This window comes from Bacillus cereus group sp. RP29 (assembly GCF_040459765.1).
GTDB classification, from domain to species: domain Bacteria; phylum Bacillota; class Bacilli; order Bacillales; family Bacillaceae_G; genus Bacillus_A; species Bacillus_A paranthracis.
Genome location: NZ_JARVHN010000002.1, coordinates 73907 through 91106, shown reverse-complemented (window position 1 = coordinate 91106; position 17200 = coordinate 73907). Strand labels below are relative to the sequence as shown.

The window sequence follows — 17200 nt, the reverse complement described above, 5'->3', positions numbered from 1 at the left end:
ATTAAAATAGAATAAGAATTATAAACCATTTGCACTATAATTCAAATTTTTAATGTTATCATTTTAAAGTGATGAACGGACTATTTGGATCTTACAATAAGATAGTCAAATAGTCCGTATGATGAAGTTTTCAAGGAAAAGGATAGTTATTCGAATTTTAAAAAAATACAAGGTATTAATCTTTAATTTAAATACTGTTTATAAAATCTACATCAAATTCAACATCTGATTTGACAGCTTCATTTTTTTGTAATTGCAATAAATCAATTTCCTTTTCGATATTAAGTTCTGCATCTTTCACATTAGAAATGTTTTGTAAATAGTCTACAACACGTAACAAATAATACGGCAATATTGATTTTGCAAGCAATTGACTATCTACCTGTCCTATCCTTTTCTCATGAGCAAGCAATATTTCCACCCAAACTGATGGATTAATTTCAATATCTTTTCTCATATTTAATATTGTCTCTTTCGATGCTAATATTTTATTAGCTTCCTCTTTTTTCTTTAATATTTCCTCTTGGCTTAAAAATATTTTAGGAGAAAATAAAACTGATGGATTACTAGATTTTATTACTGCTGTATTGAAAATGCCATTTTTCTTTTTACTTTCAAATATGATTTTGGAGGTTTCATAATAACTACTCGCAACTTCAACAAACATGTCTACCATTTTCCCGAAACTAGGGTTATGTTCTTTTCTATCTAGATTGATCTCCTCTATTCGAAAATTATTATATACAGCATGTAAAGTAAGAAATATATCAATACCATACCCATAACAATATTTGTGCCAGTGCACAGAATTGACAAGAAATTTGATGAAATTTTTCGATAAACCAAAATCACCAGCGATTGGCTGTCTTGGGCAATTGCCGTTCGTATGGTAATTGATTAATGGATAAACAAAGTGATTTGTTGTGTTCCCTTCCTGAAAACTCCTTGAATAATTAGGTACAACAAAATCTACTTTGTCTATTAAAAGTTCAGTAAATTTTTTAAGCCAAGACTCTGAAAAAGATGTAATATCACCATCAATTAATATGCAACCTTCACAATTATCTAGGTTATTTACAATATCAATTATTGCTTTAATATTGAAACCTTTACCAACTTCCTTGGTAACAACAGATATTTTTTTATTTAATGTTTTAACTGATGTAAATATTGTGGCCGTATTATCTGGACTGTTATTGTCTGCATTAATAATAACTATTTCTAGCCCTATTTTTACTGCTACACAATCAATTAATTGAGTAAGTTTAGAAATATTTTTTGCTTCATTATAAGTTGGAATTCCGATAGCAATCATAGTACTTCTTCCTTAAACCAGGTTGCAAGTGCTTTACTGTCCGGACCAAATAGTTCAGTTATTCCTGTATTGACCATACACTTAACTATATTATCCCTTACCAATGAAGCCTTATCACGATTTATGCTTGGTAGTGATCCAAGATAATTACCCTGATCATCTTGAAATGGTGTAGCCTGACCAGATATATGCCTACCTATTTTTTCATGAAGTATTAAATTTCTCTGTACCCCTTCCCATGGAGAAACAGAAAAATAATTTTGATAAGGATCAATTCTAATATTTAAAATTTTATCTATTTTCGATTGCTCAAAATGGGTTTCTATAGAATGATCTTCTGGTAATATTCTAGTTTTATTATTCCATGAATTTGCCGATTTAGCAGATAATATAGTAGCTAACTTATTCATATAATCGTCAGCCTTTACTGCTGTCTCTCTTACATCGAACCATCGACTTCCTTCTTTTGTAAAAAGTTCACCATTTTCATCATATCCAATACGAACTAAGTCATTACCAATAAGACTTAATCCTAATTCTTGACATAATCTAAAGGACAATGTTGTTTTACCAGACCCTTTTTCTCCTAAAATCAAATATGATCTATCTTTTTCTTTTGAATAAACGGCTGCCGCATGTATCAATAAACTATTTGTGTAGGAAGCCTGTAAGCATTCAGACATATATTCAGATAAAAAATATAGCGCTCGTCCCTCAACAAATAGTTCCAATGGGCCTTTTACTGATAGGCAGCGATTATCAGAATCGAAAGTAACACTAGTAATTTCATCTTGAATGTAATTTATTAATCCCGATATTTTAATTGCTTCTACTTGGTTATGTGTATTCAATCCCAATTCTTTTTGAATCGATAAAATGTTATTAAATATAGTATCCCGTTCAGATGAAATTTGAATCTCAACACATCCATTAATAATTTTCTTACCTATATGTCCGCTTCTTTTCTTTGTATTTATTAACGTTGAATCAATATATATCTTTTCCATACTTCACCTCATCTATGACATTAGTTCGAGGAATAAATGGCTGTTCGTTTATAATAGATATAGTAGTCTCCACACCAGTATTAAGTGCATCTTTAATAATATTCTGTATAATTATCTCATCCACTTTTTTTGCTGTGGATACTAATATTTTTGAAGGTGAGTATAATTTATCCCCAATATTTGCCCGAAGTATAACTTGACATGGTACCCCAGTTGCTTCATAAATTCTTTTTGAAATGACATCAGCATGATATCCAAGAACCTTACCAACAAAGTATGTAGCATTCTTACCATGCGGGGCTTCCATTGTGTTAGGACGGAAACTTGAAATGATACCGTGAGTCTTATTCCCTCTACCAACTGCACCCTCTTCACCAAAGTCTGTACATGAACCAGCTGTAACTAGATATGGTGGACGGGAATTTAAAATCAATTGAATATCATCATTCGGATATAGAGATTTTATGTACCTTTTCAGGTTATCTTTTAACTTATTTTCACGCAAAAAATACTGATCTGCATTTGCTGTCATAGTTGTTATTTGTGGTACTGCGACTGTAGCTACGATAGTATCACCATCTCTAACTACCATTACTTTAATATCGCCACCAAATTCTGTAAATCTTGGATAAGGTAAATCAGCAGTATTATTTTTGTAGAAATATCCTTCTATATCAAGTGCTAGCTTTTCTGACTTTGTAAGTGGCCAGTAACTAATCATTGTTGCTGTATCGTTTGCAGTTGGACCCTCATTATTGTATTCTGGTAAATCATTTTTGTCTCTAGGGTTGAACCAATAAGGGCGTGTACTATGAGAACTAGTTATAGAACGAAATTCAATTACTGACTTAGAATTTACATCTAAATGTGGTAAGACTCTTGACAAATATTTCTTAGCTGCTTTAATTTGTATATCCTCCAGCGGGATTGTTTCATCACCAAAACTTTTACTTCCTCGTCCCATGAAAATGACTTTTATTGGATCTGAAAAATTATCACCACCATATTTTTGTATACAGTGGCCTCCTACAATCATGACCTTATCGAAATTATGATGCGGAATATAACCAAATTTATCAAGGCAATATCTACAATATTCGATTTCAGCTGCCTCTGCTATCCCATCAGCCAAAGTATCAGGATGTCCTAATCCTTTTCTTTCTACTACCTCGAATTGTAATTTATCTGGTGTAATAAAATCATTATTAATAGTTATAGACATAATTATCCTCCTTTTTAATATGAATAATATTTGCATTGTTAAATAAAAGGATTGCTTGTTTAGATTGCTGTATAGCGTATTCTAGTTTACAACCCTCAGCAATATTATTATTAATAATACTGAATATATTTTCTCTTAACATATCATCATGAATTAACATCGATTCTTCTCCAAATTTTAATTCAGCATATAAGCGTTTATTTGAGGGATGAGGATCCATAATAACTCTATGATTAAAGTTTTCTCCTTCTATCACTAAGGATCTATCTATGAAACAATTATCAGAAACTTCATTTTCGGGGGATACTTTAAAATCACCCAGAAAACTATTTATAACTACTGTTGTATCATTTTTAGTGACATATTCAATATAGATTCCCTGATTATTTTTATCATCTGAATCAATATATAGTATATTTTTTACCAATGCCATGAGATTAACTGGTTTATCTAGTATATCTAGTATCGCTAATATATGTGGCAACTCAATACCATATGCACCGATATCATTATCTATAAATCTTCCGCTTTTATTATCTGCATTCCTATCTTTGGACATGGTAATTTTCACCCGTTTAATCTTTTCTTTAGAAAGTCTTTCTTGTAAACATTTTATTACTTTTGATCTGTAATATTGTTCATTAACAATAATTCTTTCATGTAGTGAATTATCATTATTAAGTAACTCATACAATATATGTTTTTCATAGGCATTATTAAATAAAGGTTTTTCAATAATAACACGATCAAATCTAACATCATCTGATATTATTCGTCTCAAAACCTCGATATGGGTATTAGATGGTGTACAAATATCCACAAAACTATACGATATATTTGATGGGGATTTTTCAATACGAAAACCATCTGCTTGAGCACTCTCTAGTCGTGTTTTAGTAACATCAGTTACAAAAACATTTATACCACATTGTTTCCAAATCTTTGCCTTAATTTTGCCAATCTTACCATAGCCCATAATTAATACACTGGGATTTAATTGATGCATTACCACTTACTCCTTTATACATAACTAATATAAATTGACGTCTATTGCAGTTAACCTTCTAAATAGTTACAAATTTACACCTCTTTCATTCTTTTGTAAAAAAATGTCTTTAAAAGCGGTATTTTGTTGACTATTATACAATAATTGTGTATGTTGTCGATATTATAAAAAAAATAAATATTCTAAAAATGAAAAGGAGGAGACAAATATGAAAGAAAAATATTCTGCATTAATTGGTAACCCAGTAGCTCATTCTGTTTCTGATATTATGTTTAGCGAATTAATTAATAGTGCTGAATTTGATTGTAATTATCGTCATGATAAAATCAAAGTATTATCTAACGAACTAAAAGATACATTAGAGTTGCTATTAAAAAAGAAATATGTAGGACTAAATGTTACTTTGCCCTATAAGCGATCTGTAATGGAACTTATAGATCAATTAGATTTAACAGCCGTTAATGTCGGGGCCGTAAATACAATTAAAATAAACAGCAATGGACTCGTCGGATATAATACAGATTGGATTGGTTTATACAAGCCTATACTAATAAATTCAAAAAAAGATAATCCGACAGTTTGTATTTTGGGAACTGGTGGTGCTAGTAGAGCTGCAATATATGCAGCAAAAAAAATTAGCAATAATGTGTATGTTCTATATAGGGATCATCCAAATATTAGTGATTCAACTCAAGATTTACTCAATAAACAGAAAGCACTACAAATAACTCTACTACCCTACTCTGATGTAAAAGGGATAGTTGATAAATCTGATATTATTATCAACACAACATCAACTGGTATGAAAGGTAATGTGGCAAAAGCCCCTTTTAATATTGACCTTTTAAAAAGTGTTAACATGCAGGAAAAACTCTTTATTGATGCGGTCTTCAATCCAGTAAAAACTATCTTATTACAATTTTTCTCCAATAATGGTGCAAAAGTAGTTGATGGCTTATGGATGATGATCTATCAGGGGATATTAGCATTATCTATTTGGTTTGATAAAGATATTGATATAAAACATTCAGAACTAATAAAAATCCACAAATTATTAACGGAGGCCATTCTATGAAAGCTAAATTAACTATCAATCTTGATGAGATTTCGAGCAACATAGATTCATCTTTTACTTTTTTAAAAGAAATGGATTTACATACATGTGAACTACGCATGATTAATAATAAAAACCTTTCCCTAATGAATAAAAATGAAATTGTAGATTTTGCTAATAAGTTAAAATCGTCAGGAATTACCCCTGTTTCTATAGCAAGTCCACTTTTTAAATGGACTACTAATAACTCCATCGAGACTATCATACATGATAGTTTCGGCATAGACCCTAATTTATCTCTTTCTGAAAAGGAGAAACTAATGGATAATATTCTAAAATATGCTGACATATTATCTATTGATAAAATTAGAATCTTCTCCTACCTAGGTAAAGTCGAGAATCCGGTTAGCAATTTTGTCAGAGATAAATTGTTCGAAAAAATAATAAACGATAATCATACATTTTTATTGGAAAATGAACCAGTTTGTACGATTTATATGAAAAAGCACTTAGAAGATTTTGTTAAATTTATTGATAGTAATAATATTACTAATATTAAAATCTGGTTGGATATTGCGAATTTAATCCAAGTTGGTGAAGATATAGATGAATCGTTCCTAGAAAAGATTGCACCACATATTGAGTACCTGCATATTAAGGACTTTATATATGTAGGTACTTCTATAAAATACGTACCTGTTGGAACGGGGGTAATTAATTATGCGAAAATTCTATCTCTACTAAATAAACACATTCCAGATAGTCAAGATATCACTATAAGTATTGAAACCCACGCTAAAAATGAAGAAGAGAAATACAGTTATTCAAAACAATCTGTTATTAAGTTACGGGAAAAATTAGAGGAGGTAAAAATATGAAGATCAATGTTGAAGCAGTTCCAGGTATACCAAAAATTAATATAGGTGACAATATTGGCGATTTTATCGCTTTGTCAGTCATAAAATCGAGCTTTGAAATAAAAGATGGTGATATACTATGCGTAGCTTCAAAAGCAGTTTCAACTGCAGAAGGACGCGACATCAATCTTAGTAACATAAAACCAAGTGATTTAGCTAATCAAATACATGAAAAAATCCCAAGAAAAAATCCTAGAGTAATTCAAAAAATAATAGATGAAACAGGTGATCCTTCAGGTGGTAAGTTAGAAATAGACAATAATTATATTGGAGCTTGGTTACCAAATGGAATGCGTTTAACAAGTGCTGGAATAGATAAAATTGATTTTGAGCATGTAATGCTTTTACCAGAGAATCCCGACCTAAGTGCAAAGAAAATTAGTGAAACATTACAAAAAAGACTAAACGTTAAAGTTGGAGTGATAATTACCGATAGTGATGGGCGGATTGAAAAGCTTGGAGCGACTCAAATTGCTATAGGCCTATATGGTGTCCCTGCTCTAAGAATCAGTGAGGTAGTCGACATAAATACTAATGAGATGAAGAAATCTACAGAAACCTTTTGTGACCTTCTTGCTGCTACTGCCGCTCTTATAATGGGACAACGAGGTACAAATAAACCAATAGTAAAAATTAGTGGTGTAGAATATGAATTTAATGAGAATAGCCAAATAATTGATTCATTAAGTAGAGTCCCAAAAGATTATTTTAATTCCCATAAAAAATAACTAAATTAGATTTAAAATAGCATATTAATATTTTATTAGTTCTGTTGCAAATATATGAAGAAGAACATGGATGATAGTAGATTCCTAACGGAATCTTATTTTATGCTATAAGTTCAAATACTCGGTGGACAAACTGATTCTACAAATCAATTTGTCCCTTTTTATCATATGCATGGCTTCTACACCACTCAATACAGAAGTTGCTGTTTTATATAACTTAAATCCCAACATAGCACACACGCTTCTTGATAAAACGATGATTTTGTTCCACTATATTATTAAGGTATCTAACTTGCCTTTGGGTATATGGCTCTCTCTCCTTCAATCTAGCTATCAATCACATATGGACACAGATGGACTAAAGGATGTATGCTTGGTATCATTTACATTTAATACTACAATTTTATCAATAAGATTAATTGCTTTATGCAATGAAATGTTTTTTCCATAACATTTATAACCTAGTTCTAGAGTTAAAAGTGTAGCTTCACTTAACAGATATTGTTTTTGAATCTCCTCAATTTCTTTCCCTGCTTCACGAAGATTTATATACTGTTCTATAGACATATTTTTATTCTTCTCTCACTACACTTATATATCTAAATTGCTATTGTCATCTTTTATTTCGTTTTCTCTTTCTTCAGCTTCTAACATAAATTTAGCGTAAATCATTATCTTTTCTAGTTCATCTTTCGTCGCGTTATAATCTGTGATATAGCGTTCTTTTCTTCCTGGACTCATATATTTATTATTTTTCATTTCGTTTATTGTTTCTATATTCAAGATTTTTCTTTTTTCTTTCAACTCATGAAAGAGTTTTAAATTAATGGCTAGACCTATACTCCAAAGAATCAAACCAATAATGAAAGAAAGTAATAGATGTACTGAAAGAGAATTATCACTGATCATGAAATAAAGAAAATAGATAATTGAGATTGTCCACAAAAATGGATTGTAGTACTCTTGTATTTTTTTATATTTTTTTATTTTTATTTCGTGTTGCTTTTTTCTCATTTCAAGAGTCTCTAACATGTAAAAGCTCCTTTTAATTAGTTAACAAAGTTTTTTTCAAGCGTTGAGTATAAACGTTACATTTTTACTCTGTTTCTATAATAATAATTGTGATTTTCCTGCTCAGAATTACCTTCTTAGTTTATTGTAGATGTTGTATTCTGTCCTTTCATCTGTCTATATTTAATAAATTGATTACTTTTAAAACAATAATTTCAAATAGAATTAAGTTCTTCAATCTTTTCCGGCATCACTACTGCTTGTAATAGATGAAAACAAAGCAACATCCATCGCCTTCTTATTACTACTAGAATACCCTCTATATGTTGGTTTACCAAAAAACATCCGTCCCATTAATATCAAAGTGATTAGTAATGTAGATACACAACCCACTATCCATAAATAAGACCAAAATAAATTAATCAAATCATTAAAATTATTCATTTAAATCCCCCTAAATTAGTTATTTTATGTTCATAGTCTAATTGCATTAAAAATAGCTATCAGCAAAAAAAATCCTAATAAGCATAAAATTATTATATTCAATGAGGTCCCTGTGTACTGTCCAATTGTTGCAGTCAAGTTTTTATAAGTAGGTTCAAATTTATCTTTAAACATAAGTAAAATTCCCGAACTAATTAAACATATAATTGCACCAGTTAATCTTATTATGTCTGGGGCATACAACTGTTTATTTTTTAACCAAAGAACAATAATCGATGCCATGGTAACTATAGAAAAGATAAAGATTGATGTGATAAGAGTTAAAAGTCCCATCGTGGTAACACCCCCTTTGTTTAATCGAAGTCATATCCGGCAACTAAAACCTTATATTTTAATTATATAATGAATATGGAGATTAAACAACAATAAACTTCATGAAGTTTATTGTTGTTTAATTAAATTGATAGAAACTCAATAGTAATGCTATTATATAACTATGAAAAAGTTAAAGGATGTTTAATATGACTAAAAAGAAACACTATAAAGTAGTGAATAGAAAACAATTATCTACAACATTAGCCAATGATTTAAATGAAAAATTAGAAAAGCTTAAAGAGGATACTGATATACCTAAAACAAGATTATTAGACCAGGCGGTATCATTGCTATTACTCTTTCAGTCTAATTCTACTAATGCTTTCATTAGCGAAATGAATGAATTAAAAGAACAAAAGGGATTTAATAGTAGTGAACTGACAGACTATATTTTAAATAATCTTAAGAAGGAATAGAGGTAATTAATTTTATTGGAGGTTTTATATTTGCACATAGCGACTATTAATAAAGCTATTATTTCTCATTTAGGGGTCCCGCCACATCGCTATCAAGCTAATATTTTAAAGTACCTCCAAAACAAAAAAAAACGCCATCCTTTCCTATGATTCTACAGAAAGAATAGCGTATTTTTTCATTTTAGGTGGGATTTTGTTTTATTACCTTAATAGCATTGGGTTGCAAACAAAATTCAAAAAAACAAATTTATTTTTTTGAGAAATTTGAGGGTTTTTGAACCAGAAAGATATATTTTTAATTATAAAAACTATGACAAAATGTATCCTGTTTTCCTTTTTGTTTACTTACTAAATTCAGCAAGTAAAATATTTTTATAAGGGCTAGGACTGTCAGCTCTACCCAAACTGTTCCAATTAACTACCAGCGTATGCTTACCTCCAAGTCTACCTCCAACAAGAGTAGTAAATCCTAGAGCGCCACCTGTGTGTCCCCATATCGAGACACTGTTTGGAAGCTTAGTTTCAAAGATTCCAAGACCATATCCATCCATTCCCTCTCTTCCTGTAGGAACTGTAGTAAGCATCTGCTTTAGTTGCTGTTCTTTCAGTAGTTTGCCACCGAGCAAGTAAGAGAAAAATTTATTTAAGTCGTCAGCAGTAGAGATCATTTCTCCATCCGAGCTACCTGGGTTAGAATAAGTAACGTCTTTTAGCTCACTTGCTCCGTCTGGTTGGACATATCCACGGGCATGCTTGGTGCCTGGAATAACGCTTGAATTGCCAGGTAGGAATGTATTCGACAAATCAAGCGGTTCAATAATCCGATCTTCAATCTCTTCCGCATAGCTGTTTCCAGTTACTTTTTCAATAAGGATACCCAGTAATACATATCCTGTGTTTGAATAAGACCAGCCCTTTCCTGGGGCAAAGTCTGGAGGAAGAGAAATCCCCATCTTTACAAATTCTTCAGCCGTATACGATTTTTTTGTATCCATAATATCAAAGTCTTTTGACTGTATGTAGTCAGCGATACCACTTGTATGATTCAATACCTGCCGGATAGTAATCTGTTTACCATCATATCCGTTTCCTTGAATGACACCAGGCAACCATTTTTCGATGGAGTCGTCTAGATTCAAGCGATTCTCTCCAGCTAATTGAAGTAGAACTGTTGCAACGAACGTCTTCGTCACGCTACCAATGCGAAAGCGAAAATCTGTTTTCATTGGTTTCTTGTTTCTCAAATCCGCTATCCCAGCGGCATAACCCCACGTTTTTCCACCCTCGGAAGTTTTAGCAAGTATCCCCGGGTATCCAAATTGTAATGTATCCCGCATTGCTTGTTTGACGGAATTACGATCTCGTTGAGTGCTTGTTTGTAACGAACTAGATACATTTTGAGTGGGCTCTGCTTTTACAATTGAGGTTGGTGTTGTGTATAACAGGGAACTTCCAGCCATTAAAAGGGCAAGACTTGCAAATGTAATTTGACTACGTGTTTTCATAAGACATTCCTTTCCTCTATTCATATTGTTTAGATGCTTGCCGTTTCATACTAACGACACAGCTATCATCTCTACCAATGACAAAGAGTCAACAATAAAGTGAACTTTAATCAGTGTAGGTCTTACTGCCCGTTAATGCGGGGTAAAATTAACTTGGTGCTCTTTCACTCTATAACAAACGGAAAATTCTAAATATCTATTTTCCTTACAATAGGATTACAAAGTTGTCACCCTATACCCATTAATTTAAGAAAAATAAAGGCACCAAAATCGAAAAAATAAGTTAAATTCCCATAGATAACTATCTTATAATTTATTACATAACTTATTGTTCTATATGGTAATATAAAGATATTATGTTTAGAGGGGGATTCAAATTGGTTAAAAACTTACCTTTACTAATAGTTGTTTTAATACTAGGTGTAAGTTCTTCTACATTAAGTACGAACGGATACTTTTCTCCAGTTATAGAATGGTCTTTAATGATTATAAGTATTATTTTAAACATTACTGCAGTTATAGGTTTATCACTACACGTCTTTGTATATCAACCTATGAAAAGATTTGAAAAAAATCTAAAAGAGACCTTCAAATAATATAATTATATTTGAGGTAACACGAAATCACCATTGAGCTAAAAAAATGTATCCATAAAACGAAAAAATACGCTATTCTTTCTCTAGAATCATAGGAAAGGATGGCGTTTTTTATGTCTGTTTCTGTGTCTGATGAATTACAACTATTTGCTCAAGAGATTCAAAGTTTTTTATCTCCAAATACCTTAAGGGACCTTGCTAGGGATGTTGGTTTTGTACAACGAACCAGTAAGTACCAAGCAAAAGATTTAGTAGCTAATCATAACATACAGATTGGATTCTTATAATATTATAGCGCTACCTAAAAAACTAGAGCTAAATCTCTCTTAGAGTAAGGAATTAGTCTCATTTTATGTCGAAATTTGCTTAGCGTGCCATTAGGAAAGTAAAAAATAATTTTATCAGCTTCTTTTATGTTTATCCTGCTAATATCAATAATCGCATCTTGATCTTGAATAGATATTTCGCCCCCCACTATTCTAGCTACAAAGGTAAAAACTACAGCATGTGCATGTAGGACGAGAGCCAAGTTATCTATTTAAATAATAAATTATCTTTCAAATATATAATACTTATTATCTTCTGGATAATTTACTACAACTACTGTTCTATCACCCTTTTTAAATTCTATTTCATGGCCATTTTGTCCAAGAGACTCCCATCCTTCGGCTTCGGTAATTGGGATAATACTAATATATGTATAGGCTTTTACTTTATCATCTTGAATGTTAATAGCAGACATTGGAATAGGAAAATCTTTAATCTTAGATTCTTTGGTAGCGGAAAATATAAAAATTATACTACACAATAAAATTAATAATAATAATAATTTTTTTTTTGAAAATTTCATGAAATAATGTTCACCCCATCTTTAATTTTTAGAATATTCTTATTTACAAAACATTACAAACTATAATACTATTATACAGCATTGAAAATAATCCCAAAATGAGAATGAAAATGAAAAAAAGTAAATTTTTATTAGGTTTAGGGATTACTTGTACACTTACAATCAGTAGTTTCGAAGTAAGTTATGCTCAAGAGGTGACTAAAAAATCCGAACAGCAAATTGTTGAAGAGAAAAAACAAGCATTTAATGATACCACATATGATTCATTTACACTTGGACAAGCTGAAGATATATTGTTTGATTATTTTAAACGTAATAATTTATCTTACGAAATGGGATCTAAAGAACTAAGGGATTATCTATTTGATCAATTAATGTATGGGAAAGATGAAAATTTAAAAACTGAAAAACATTATAGACTGATACTAGCTTATGCAGCGAACTATATAAGTGAAAATGAAGGAAAAGAATTATCAAACGAAAACCAACAATCATTGTTACATTCCTCAGGGACATTTAATATGGATCACCTTGCAAATAAGACATTAAAACAAATTAAAAATGAAAATGAAGCAATTCAAACCGAAAAAAATGTAAATCAGAAATCTAATGGTATTCAATATGCAGTGCCTCCTGAAGGTGGATTTAATGTTACTACAGCTGTTAGTTACGCTGCTAGACATGCCGGTTCTACTTCAAATGATACTTATGGATACTATGGAAATGGAGGAGATGGTGGTGATTGTACAAATTACGTTTCACAAATTATACAAGCTGGGGGAAAATCTATTAATAGGCCATCTACTATAAATATGTATACTCCTAATACTTCAGATAATATTTCACATTGGTATAATGGTGTTTTTGTAACAATTCCGACTGGATATATGCAAAGAAAAGTAACTACAAGTTGGATTAGGGTTGTAGATTTTTATAAATATTGGACAAAAAGATTAACATACTTTGATACTTTTAGTGAAAACTCAGTATGGAAAGGTTCAGCTGCAGGTGATGTAGTACAATATAAAGAAACTTCCTCAGGAACTATGTGGCATACTGTTTTTGTTATTAAAAAAACTCCAGACGGTCCAAGGATAGCTCAACATAGCCCTGGTAAATTTGACACACCAATTGTTCTCCCTGTAACTTCTTCTTACAGTGTATTAAAGTTTAGTCAATCTTAAAAAATAAAAAGAGTAGTCTTATAATTAGCTTATAAAACTATATAGGTATGGTACTAATTGCATCAAAAGTATAGGCACGTTATAATAGTCACCTAATTACATATAACGAGGTGTAGAAAATGAATAAGACTGAATTAACAAAAGCAGTAGCAGAAAAAGCAGAACTTACACAAAAGGATGCAGCTGCAGCAACACAAGCTGTTTTAGATACAATAACAAATGCGCTAGCAAATGGAGAAAAAGTACAGATTCTTGGTTTTGGTACATTTGAAGTACGTGAAAGATCTGCACGTACAGGACGTAACCCACAAACAGGTGAAGAAATGCAAATCGCCGCTTCAAAGGCACCTGCTTTTAAAGCTGGAAAAGAATTAAAAGAAGCAGTGAAATAATTATACATAATCAAAAGGGGTTGATATTCATATCAGCCCTTTTTTAATGGCCTTGTTGGGAAAATACTAGCATTTTGGAAAAAAGCCACACTAAGAAAAAAACTAGCCCCTACAAGAGAGGCTAGTTTACGTAAAATTCGAAAACTGAAGTAATTCTGCTTGTATTTCTTGAAAGGAATTGTGTTGTGGTTTGTTATATATTATTCTTCCCACCACTCATTTTCAATTGCATTTTCAATTTTCTCTAATAAGTGTTTGTAAAAGTTGTCCGATTCTGGATAGATACCTTTTTCATGAGCACTCCAGTTTACAACAGGACATTCATTGTTCATCATTTTTTCCGTATCTAAACAATAGGAATACTCATCGCAATGCTCAATAATAATATATCCTTTCGGAATGTTGAAGGACTTAAATCTGTCATGGTAATGCAAAATATCGTTGCAGTCGTTCACATATAGACCATTACCCCCGCCTCCATATTCCTTTAGAAACCATCGGTAACTGGCTGGAAGCTTTACGTTAAGTCTCTCTTCAACTTCTTGAATAGCTTCTTCTTTCTCTTTATAGAAATACTCCCTTTGATTATTGAATTCAAGCAATTCTCTAATTTTACTGCGATACAACTCCATTTATGTTCCCTTCCTTTTCTTCATCTCAACAACAACTCCCTCTGTTTGGAGAGTCAAACTTTGTTTTGTTTTTCTAACAGTTGAATAACCCTATCTAACTTTTGCTCAACTGGATCTTGCTTTTTGTGATTGCTAGTATGCCGAATTATACGTATAATCCCGCCAAATAGTGCACCGATGATTACTAAAATAATAGCAATTCCTATGTAATACATAGGGTTTTCTAAAGGCATTATTTAGAACCTCCTTTTCCCCTATTTTACCATTTGAAAGAATTGATATGTTGTTTGATTTTTGTTGTATATTCTATACATATCAGGTTAACATAACGTCTCATTATCAGAAGTGTGAAAAGCTAGTATTTTACTAGTTTTTTTAATCAGTAAAAAGTCATATGCTTTTTATCTTCTTTATAATATTGTAAACGATCTTGTAAAGTACCAGTATGAAACTCAAACTTGTGACCATCTGGATCTGTAAAATAAATAGACCGTTTATCTCGGTCATCTCTTTCTCGTCCAGGTAAAATATTAACCTGATTTTGAATTAATATTTCTTTTAAAGAATCAAACTCATTATTTGTTACAGTGAAAGCTATATGTGTGTAAGAGTACTGAATTTCGTTTCTTGGTATACTTTCTTCCACATTTAGAGCAATCCATAAACCATTTAAATCAAAATAAGCTAACTTTCTACCTTTTACTAATAATTTTGCTTGCAGTATATTTTGATAAAACTCAATAGCTTTCTCTAGATTTGCAACTGAAAAACAAATATGGTTAATACTTTGTATCATATTCCATTCTCCTTGTTAATTGATTAAGTTATATATTCCATTATAAGTAAAAAAATGCTTTTCTACCAGGAGTACAGATCTATCACCAGCAAGCTAAGGAAAGCAAATACTCCAAGACGAGAGGATTAACAACACAAGATAAAAATGTACATTTTTTTGTTTTAGGGCATTATAAAATTCTTAAGTTGATGGGCATGTATGGTGACCCCTCTTAAACTTTTCTAACAAAACCTTAGCTAGATAGGCAGCGAAAGCACCCACAAAATTCAATTTGTGGGTGCTTTCCTAGCTATAATTATATATAATTAATTTCTTAGTACCCTATAAATTTAAGCAAATAAATCAATAACCTCGATAAGAGTATTATTTTTTTCATAAATTAGCTTTTCTATTTCTTCATTTGGATGAACTAAATCTGGAATCATAACTGGAATCATCTTGGCATTTACAGCAGCATTTATTCCATTTAGAGAATCCTCTAAAACAATACAATTTGCTGGTTCATAATTAAACAATTTGCTCGCATGAATAAATATATCTGGATTAGGCTTTCCTTTTGAAACCATATCACCTGTAATAATTGCATCAAATCTATGTTGAATTTTTGCTTCACTCAAGTAAAATCCTGCCATTTTTTCACTTCTAGAAGTCGCAACTACTTTTTTTATATTATTTTCATCAAGAAAATCTAATAATTCTAACAGTCCTTTTTTTATTGGTGTCCCATGCTCTCTAATATAGTTAATTACATACTCTCTCTTTACTTCCTTCACAGATTTATAATCAAATTCATATTTAATTTCTTCATCGAATAGTTTTCTTGAATCAACTGAATTTAGACCAATTTTCTTAATTAATATACTCATTGGAATTGGTAATCCAAAATGTTCAAATGCATATTTCCACCCTTCTATCCCTAATCTTTCTGTATCAAACATTAGTCCATCCATATCAAAAATAACTAATTTTATCTGATCTATACTCAACTTATTGTTATTCATAAGTACCTCCCAATATATATTAATTTATCAGCTGTAGAATCTGTTAGTTCTATCTAAATTGTAATATTACTACCAATCTTCTATTTTAAGCTCTTTTTACCATATAATATAAAATTACTAGTGCTGTGAAATAATATTCTGAATTTCTAACAAATCACCTACAACGTATTCAGCATCAATATTTTCTTCTTCGTCAGTACTTATCAAAACTGACTTTACTCCAGCATTTTTTGCACACTCTATATCTATACTTCTATCACCTATATAATAGGTGGATTCTTTTTTTAATGAATATTTATCAATTAAATACCTAAGTGCTTCAGGACTCGGTTTTCTCTTAAAACCGTTATCACTGGTAATTATTTCATCAAAATAGTCAATCAATCCATTATTTTTTAGCACTTCTAAAGTAGTAATTCCCTTGTGAGTATATATAAAATTCATCATATCTTTTTCTAATACTACTTTAAGTATTTTTTCTGCGTTCAACAAAGGTTTTAATTCATACGTTCTCATATTACTTAGATTTGAATATTCATTTTTAATTTTTTTATAATCAATATTATTTTGCATTGAAATCATTATAAGAAATTCCTGAACTGATTTATTCTTAATATAATTCAAAATTGTAATTTTATCATACGGTATTTTATATTTACTAGTTACCTCGTAAATACTACAAACAATAACCTCATATGAATCAATTAATGTTCCATCTAAATCCCAAATTACAGCAGCCTTATTCATTT

General features: G+C 30.8%; 22 protein-coding genes and 2 pseudogenes. 8 read left to right on the top strand and 16 right to left on the bottom strand.

The window, feature by feature from the left end:
- Nucleotides 1-187 precede the first annotated feature (187 nt).
- From QCI47_RS28650 to QCI47_RS28635, 4 genes are read right to left on the bottom strand one after another with little or no spacing between them, the layout of a single operon-like run.
- Entirely contained in the window at nucleotides 188-1315 is a 1128-nt protein-coding gene (locus QCI47_RS28650) for a glycosyltransferase family 2 protein (protein WP_048520031.1), read from the bottom strand.
- Complete coding sequence (locus QCI47_RS28645; RefSeq protein ID WP_000412005.1) at nucleotides 1312-2322, bottom strand: hypothetical protein; 1011 nt, start codon at nucleotides 2320-2322, stop codon at nucleotides 1312-1314. Before QCI47_RS28645 ends, QCI47_RS28650 begins: the two co-directional genes overlap by 4 nt.
- A complete protein-coding gene (locus QCI47_RS28640; protein ID WP_000028781.1) occupies nucleotides 2303-3544 on the bottom strand; it encodes a methionine adenosyltransferase in 1242 nt (413 codons plus the stop codon). Before QCI47_RS28640 ends, QCI47_RS28645 begins: the two co-directional genes overlap by 20 nt.
- On the bottom strand, nucleotides 3528-4550 hold the full coding sequence (locus QCI47_RS28635) for a Gfo/Idh/MocA family oxidoreductase (protein WP_048520032.1): 1023 nt from the start codon (nucleotides 4548-4550) through the stop codon (nucleotides 3528-3530). Before QCI47_RS28635 ends, QCI47_RS28640 begins: the two co-directional genes overlap by 17 nt.
- 208 nt (nucleotides 4551-4758) lie before the next feature.
- On the opposite strand from QCI47_RS28635, the gene QCI47_RS28630 reads away from it, so the two are divergent.
- Genes QCI47_RS28630 through QCI47_RS28620 form a run of 3 tightly spaced genes read left to right on the top strand, consistent with a single transcriptional unit; the run spans nucleotide 4759 to nucleotide 7249 of the window.
- Nucleotides 4759-5625, top strand: a complete 867-nt coding sequence (locus tag QCI47_RS28630) for a shikimate dehydrogenase (RefSeq protein ID WP_048520033.1) — start codon at nucleotides 4759-4761, stop codon at nucleotides 5623-5625.
- Nucleotides 5622-6482 carry a sugar phosphate isomerase/epimerase family protein gene (locus tag QCI47_RS28625; protein ID WP_073542001.1) on the top strand — a complete coding sequence of 287 codons (861 nt, stop codon included), beginning with the start codon at nucleotides 5622-5624 and terminating at the stop codon, nucleotides 6480-6482. The genes QCI47_RS28630 and QCI47_RS28625 overlap by 4 nt, the downstream gene beginning before the upstream one ends.
- A complete protein-coding gene (locus QCI47_RS28620) occupies nucleotides 6479-7249 on the top strand; it encodes a coenzyme F420-0:L-glutamate ligase (protein ID WP_048520034.1) in 771 nt (256 codons plus the stop codon). The genes QCI47_RS28625 and QCI47_RS28620 overlap by 4 nt, the downstream gene beginning before the upstream one ends.
- 105 nt (nucleotides 7250-7354) lie before the next feature.
- Here the strand turns inward: QCI47_RS28620 and QCI47_RS28615 are convergent.
- From QCI47_RS28615 to QCI47_RS28595, 5 genes and pseudogenes are all read right to left on the bottom strand, one after another.
- Nucleotides 7355-7547 (bottom strand): annotated as a pseudogene (locus QCI47_RS28615) (DDE-type integrase/transposase/recombinase); the annotation flags it as partial.
- 35 nt (nucleotides 7548-7582) lie between these two features.
- The gene (locus QCI47_RS28610; protein ID WP_048520035.1) at nucleotides 7583-7816 is read right to left on the bottom strand and encodes a hypothetical protein; all 234 of its coding nucleotides are present in this window, start codon (nucleotides 7814-7816) and stop codon (nucleotides 7583-7585) included.
- Nucleotides 7817-7840: 24 nt separating this feature from the next.
- The gene (locus tag QCI47_RS28605) at nucleotides 7841-8281 is read right to left on the bottom strand and encodes a LapA family protein (RefSeq protein ID WP_048520036.1); all 441 of its coding nucleotides are present in this window, start codon (nucleotides 8279-8281) and stop codon (nucleotides 7841-7843) included.
- A 213-nt stretch (nucleotides 8282-8494) separates the two neighbouring features.
- Complete coding sequence (locus QCI47_RS28600) at nucleotides 8495-8704, bottom strand: hypothetical protein (protein ID WP_048520037.1); 210 nt, start codon at nucleotides 8702-8704, stop codon at nucleotides 8495-8497.
- A gap of 30 nt (nucleotides 8705-8734) precedes the next feature.
- Nucleotides 8735-9037, bottom strand: coding sequence for a hypothetical protein (locus tag QCI47_RS28595; RefSeq protein ID WP_048520038.1), 303 nt, complete (start codon nucleotides 9035-9037; stop codon nucleotides 8735-8737).
- A 188-nt stretch (nucleotides 9038-9225) separates the two neighbouring features.
- Here QCI47_RS28595 and QCI47_RS28590 point away from each other — a divergent pair, with 188 nt between their 5' ends.
- Nucleotides 9226-9495: a ribbon-helix-helix domain-containing protein gene (locus QCI47_RS28590; RefSeq protein ID WP_048520039.1), complete on the top strand. Its 270-nt coding sequence runs from the start codon at nucleotides 9226-9228 to the stop codon at nucleotides 9493-9495.
- Nucleotides 9496-9836: 341 nt separating this feature from the next.
- Here the strand turns inward: QCI47_RS28590 and QCI47_RS28585 are convergent, their stop codons facing one another.
- Nucleotides 9837-11000, bottom strand: coding sequence for a serine hydrolase domain-containing protein (locus QCI47_RS28585; protein WP_353812028.1), 1164 nt, complete (start codon nucleotides 10998-11000; stop codon nucleotides 9837-9839).
- A gap of 377 nt (nucleotides 11001-11377) precedes the next feature.
- On the opposite strand from QCI47_RS28585, the gene QCI47_RS28580 reads away from it, so the two are divergent.
- Together QCI47_RS28580 and QCI47_RS28575 are read left to right on the top strand one after the other, a co-directional pair.
- The gene (locus QCI47_RS28580; protein ID WP_048520041.1) at nucleotides 11378-11596 is read left to right on the top strand and encodes a hypothetical protein; all 219 of its coding nucleotides are present in this window, start codon (nucleotides 11378-11380) and stop codon (nucleotides 11594-11596) included.
- A gap of 113 nt (nucleotides 11597-11709) precedes the next feature.
- A pseudogene (locus QCI47_RS28575) lies at nucleotides 11710-11853 on the top strand (IS4 family transposase); the annotation flags it as partial.
- Nucleotides 11854-12146: 293 nt separating this feature from the next.
- Here the strand turns inward: QCI47_RS28575 and QCI47_RS28570 are convergent.
- On the bottom strand, nucleotides 12147-12446 hold the full coding sequence (locus QCI47_RS28570) for a hypothetical protein (RefSeq protein ID WP_061130489.1): 300 nt from the start codon (nucleotides 12444-12446) through the stop codon (nucleotides 12147-12149).
- Nucleotides 12447-12556: 110 nt separating this feature from the next.
- Here QCI47_RS28570 and QCI47_RS28565 point away from each other — a divergent pair, with 110 nt between their 5' ends.
- Together QCI47_RS28565 and QCI47_RS28560 are read left to right on the top strand one after the other, a co-directional pair.
- Nucleotides 12557-13630, top strand: coding sequence for an amidase domain-containing protein (locus tag QCI47_RS28565; protein ID WP_061130488.1), 1074 nt, complete (start codon nucleotides 12557-12559; stop codon nucleotides 13628-13630).
- 119 nt (nucleotides 13631-13749) lie between these two features.
- The gene (locus tag QCI47_RS28560) at nucleotides 13750-14022 is read left to right on the top strand and encodes an HU family DNA-binding protein (protein ID WP_061130487.1); all 273 of its coding nucleotides are present in this window, start codon (nucleotides 13750-13752) and stop codon (nucleotides 14020-14022) included.
- 200 nt (nucleotides 14023-14222) lie between these two features.
- Here QCI47_RS28560 and QCI47_RS28555 read toward each other — a convergent pair whose 3' ends face one another.
- From QCI47_RS28555 to QCI47_RS28535, 5 genes are all read right to left on the bottom strand, one after another.
- Nucleotides 14223-14654 carry an SMI1/KNR4 family protein gene (locus tag QCI47_RS28555; RefSeq protein WP_061130486.1) on the bottom strand — a complete coding sequence of 144 codons (432 nt, stop codon included), beginning with the start codon at nucleotides 14652-14654 and terminating at the stop codon, nucleotides 14223-14225.
- Nucleotides 14655-14707: 53 nt separating this feature from the next.
- Nucleotides 14708-14887 (bottom strand): DUF4083 family protein, encoded by a 180-nt coding sequence (locus QCI47_RS28550; protein WP_061130485.1) that lies wholly within the window; start codon nucleotides 14885-14887, stop codon nucleotides 14708-14710.
- Nucleotides 14888-15033: 146 nt separating this feature from the next.
- Nucleotides 15034-15450: a FosB family fosfomycin resistance bacillithiol transferase gene (fosB, locus tag QCI47_RS28545; RefSeq protein ID WP_000616114.1), complete on the bottom strand. Its 417-nt coding sequence runs from the start codon at nucleotides 15448-15450 to the stop codon at nucleotides 15034-15036.
- Nucleotides 15451-15779: 329 nt separating this feature from the next.
- Entirely contained in the window at nucleotides 15780-16451 is a 672-nt protein-coding gene (locus QCI47_RS28540) for an HAD family hydrolase (protein WP_069297328.1), read from the bottom strand.
- A gap of 117 nt (nucleotides 16452-16568) precedes the next feature.
- Complete coding sequence (locus QCI47_RS28535; protein WP_061130484.1) at nucleotides 16569-17198, bottom strand: HAD-IA family hydrolase; 630 nt, start codon at nucleotides 17196-17198, stop codon at nucleotides 16569-16571.
- Nucleotides 17199-17200: the final 2 nt, after the last annotated feature.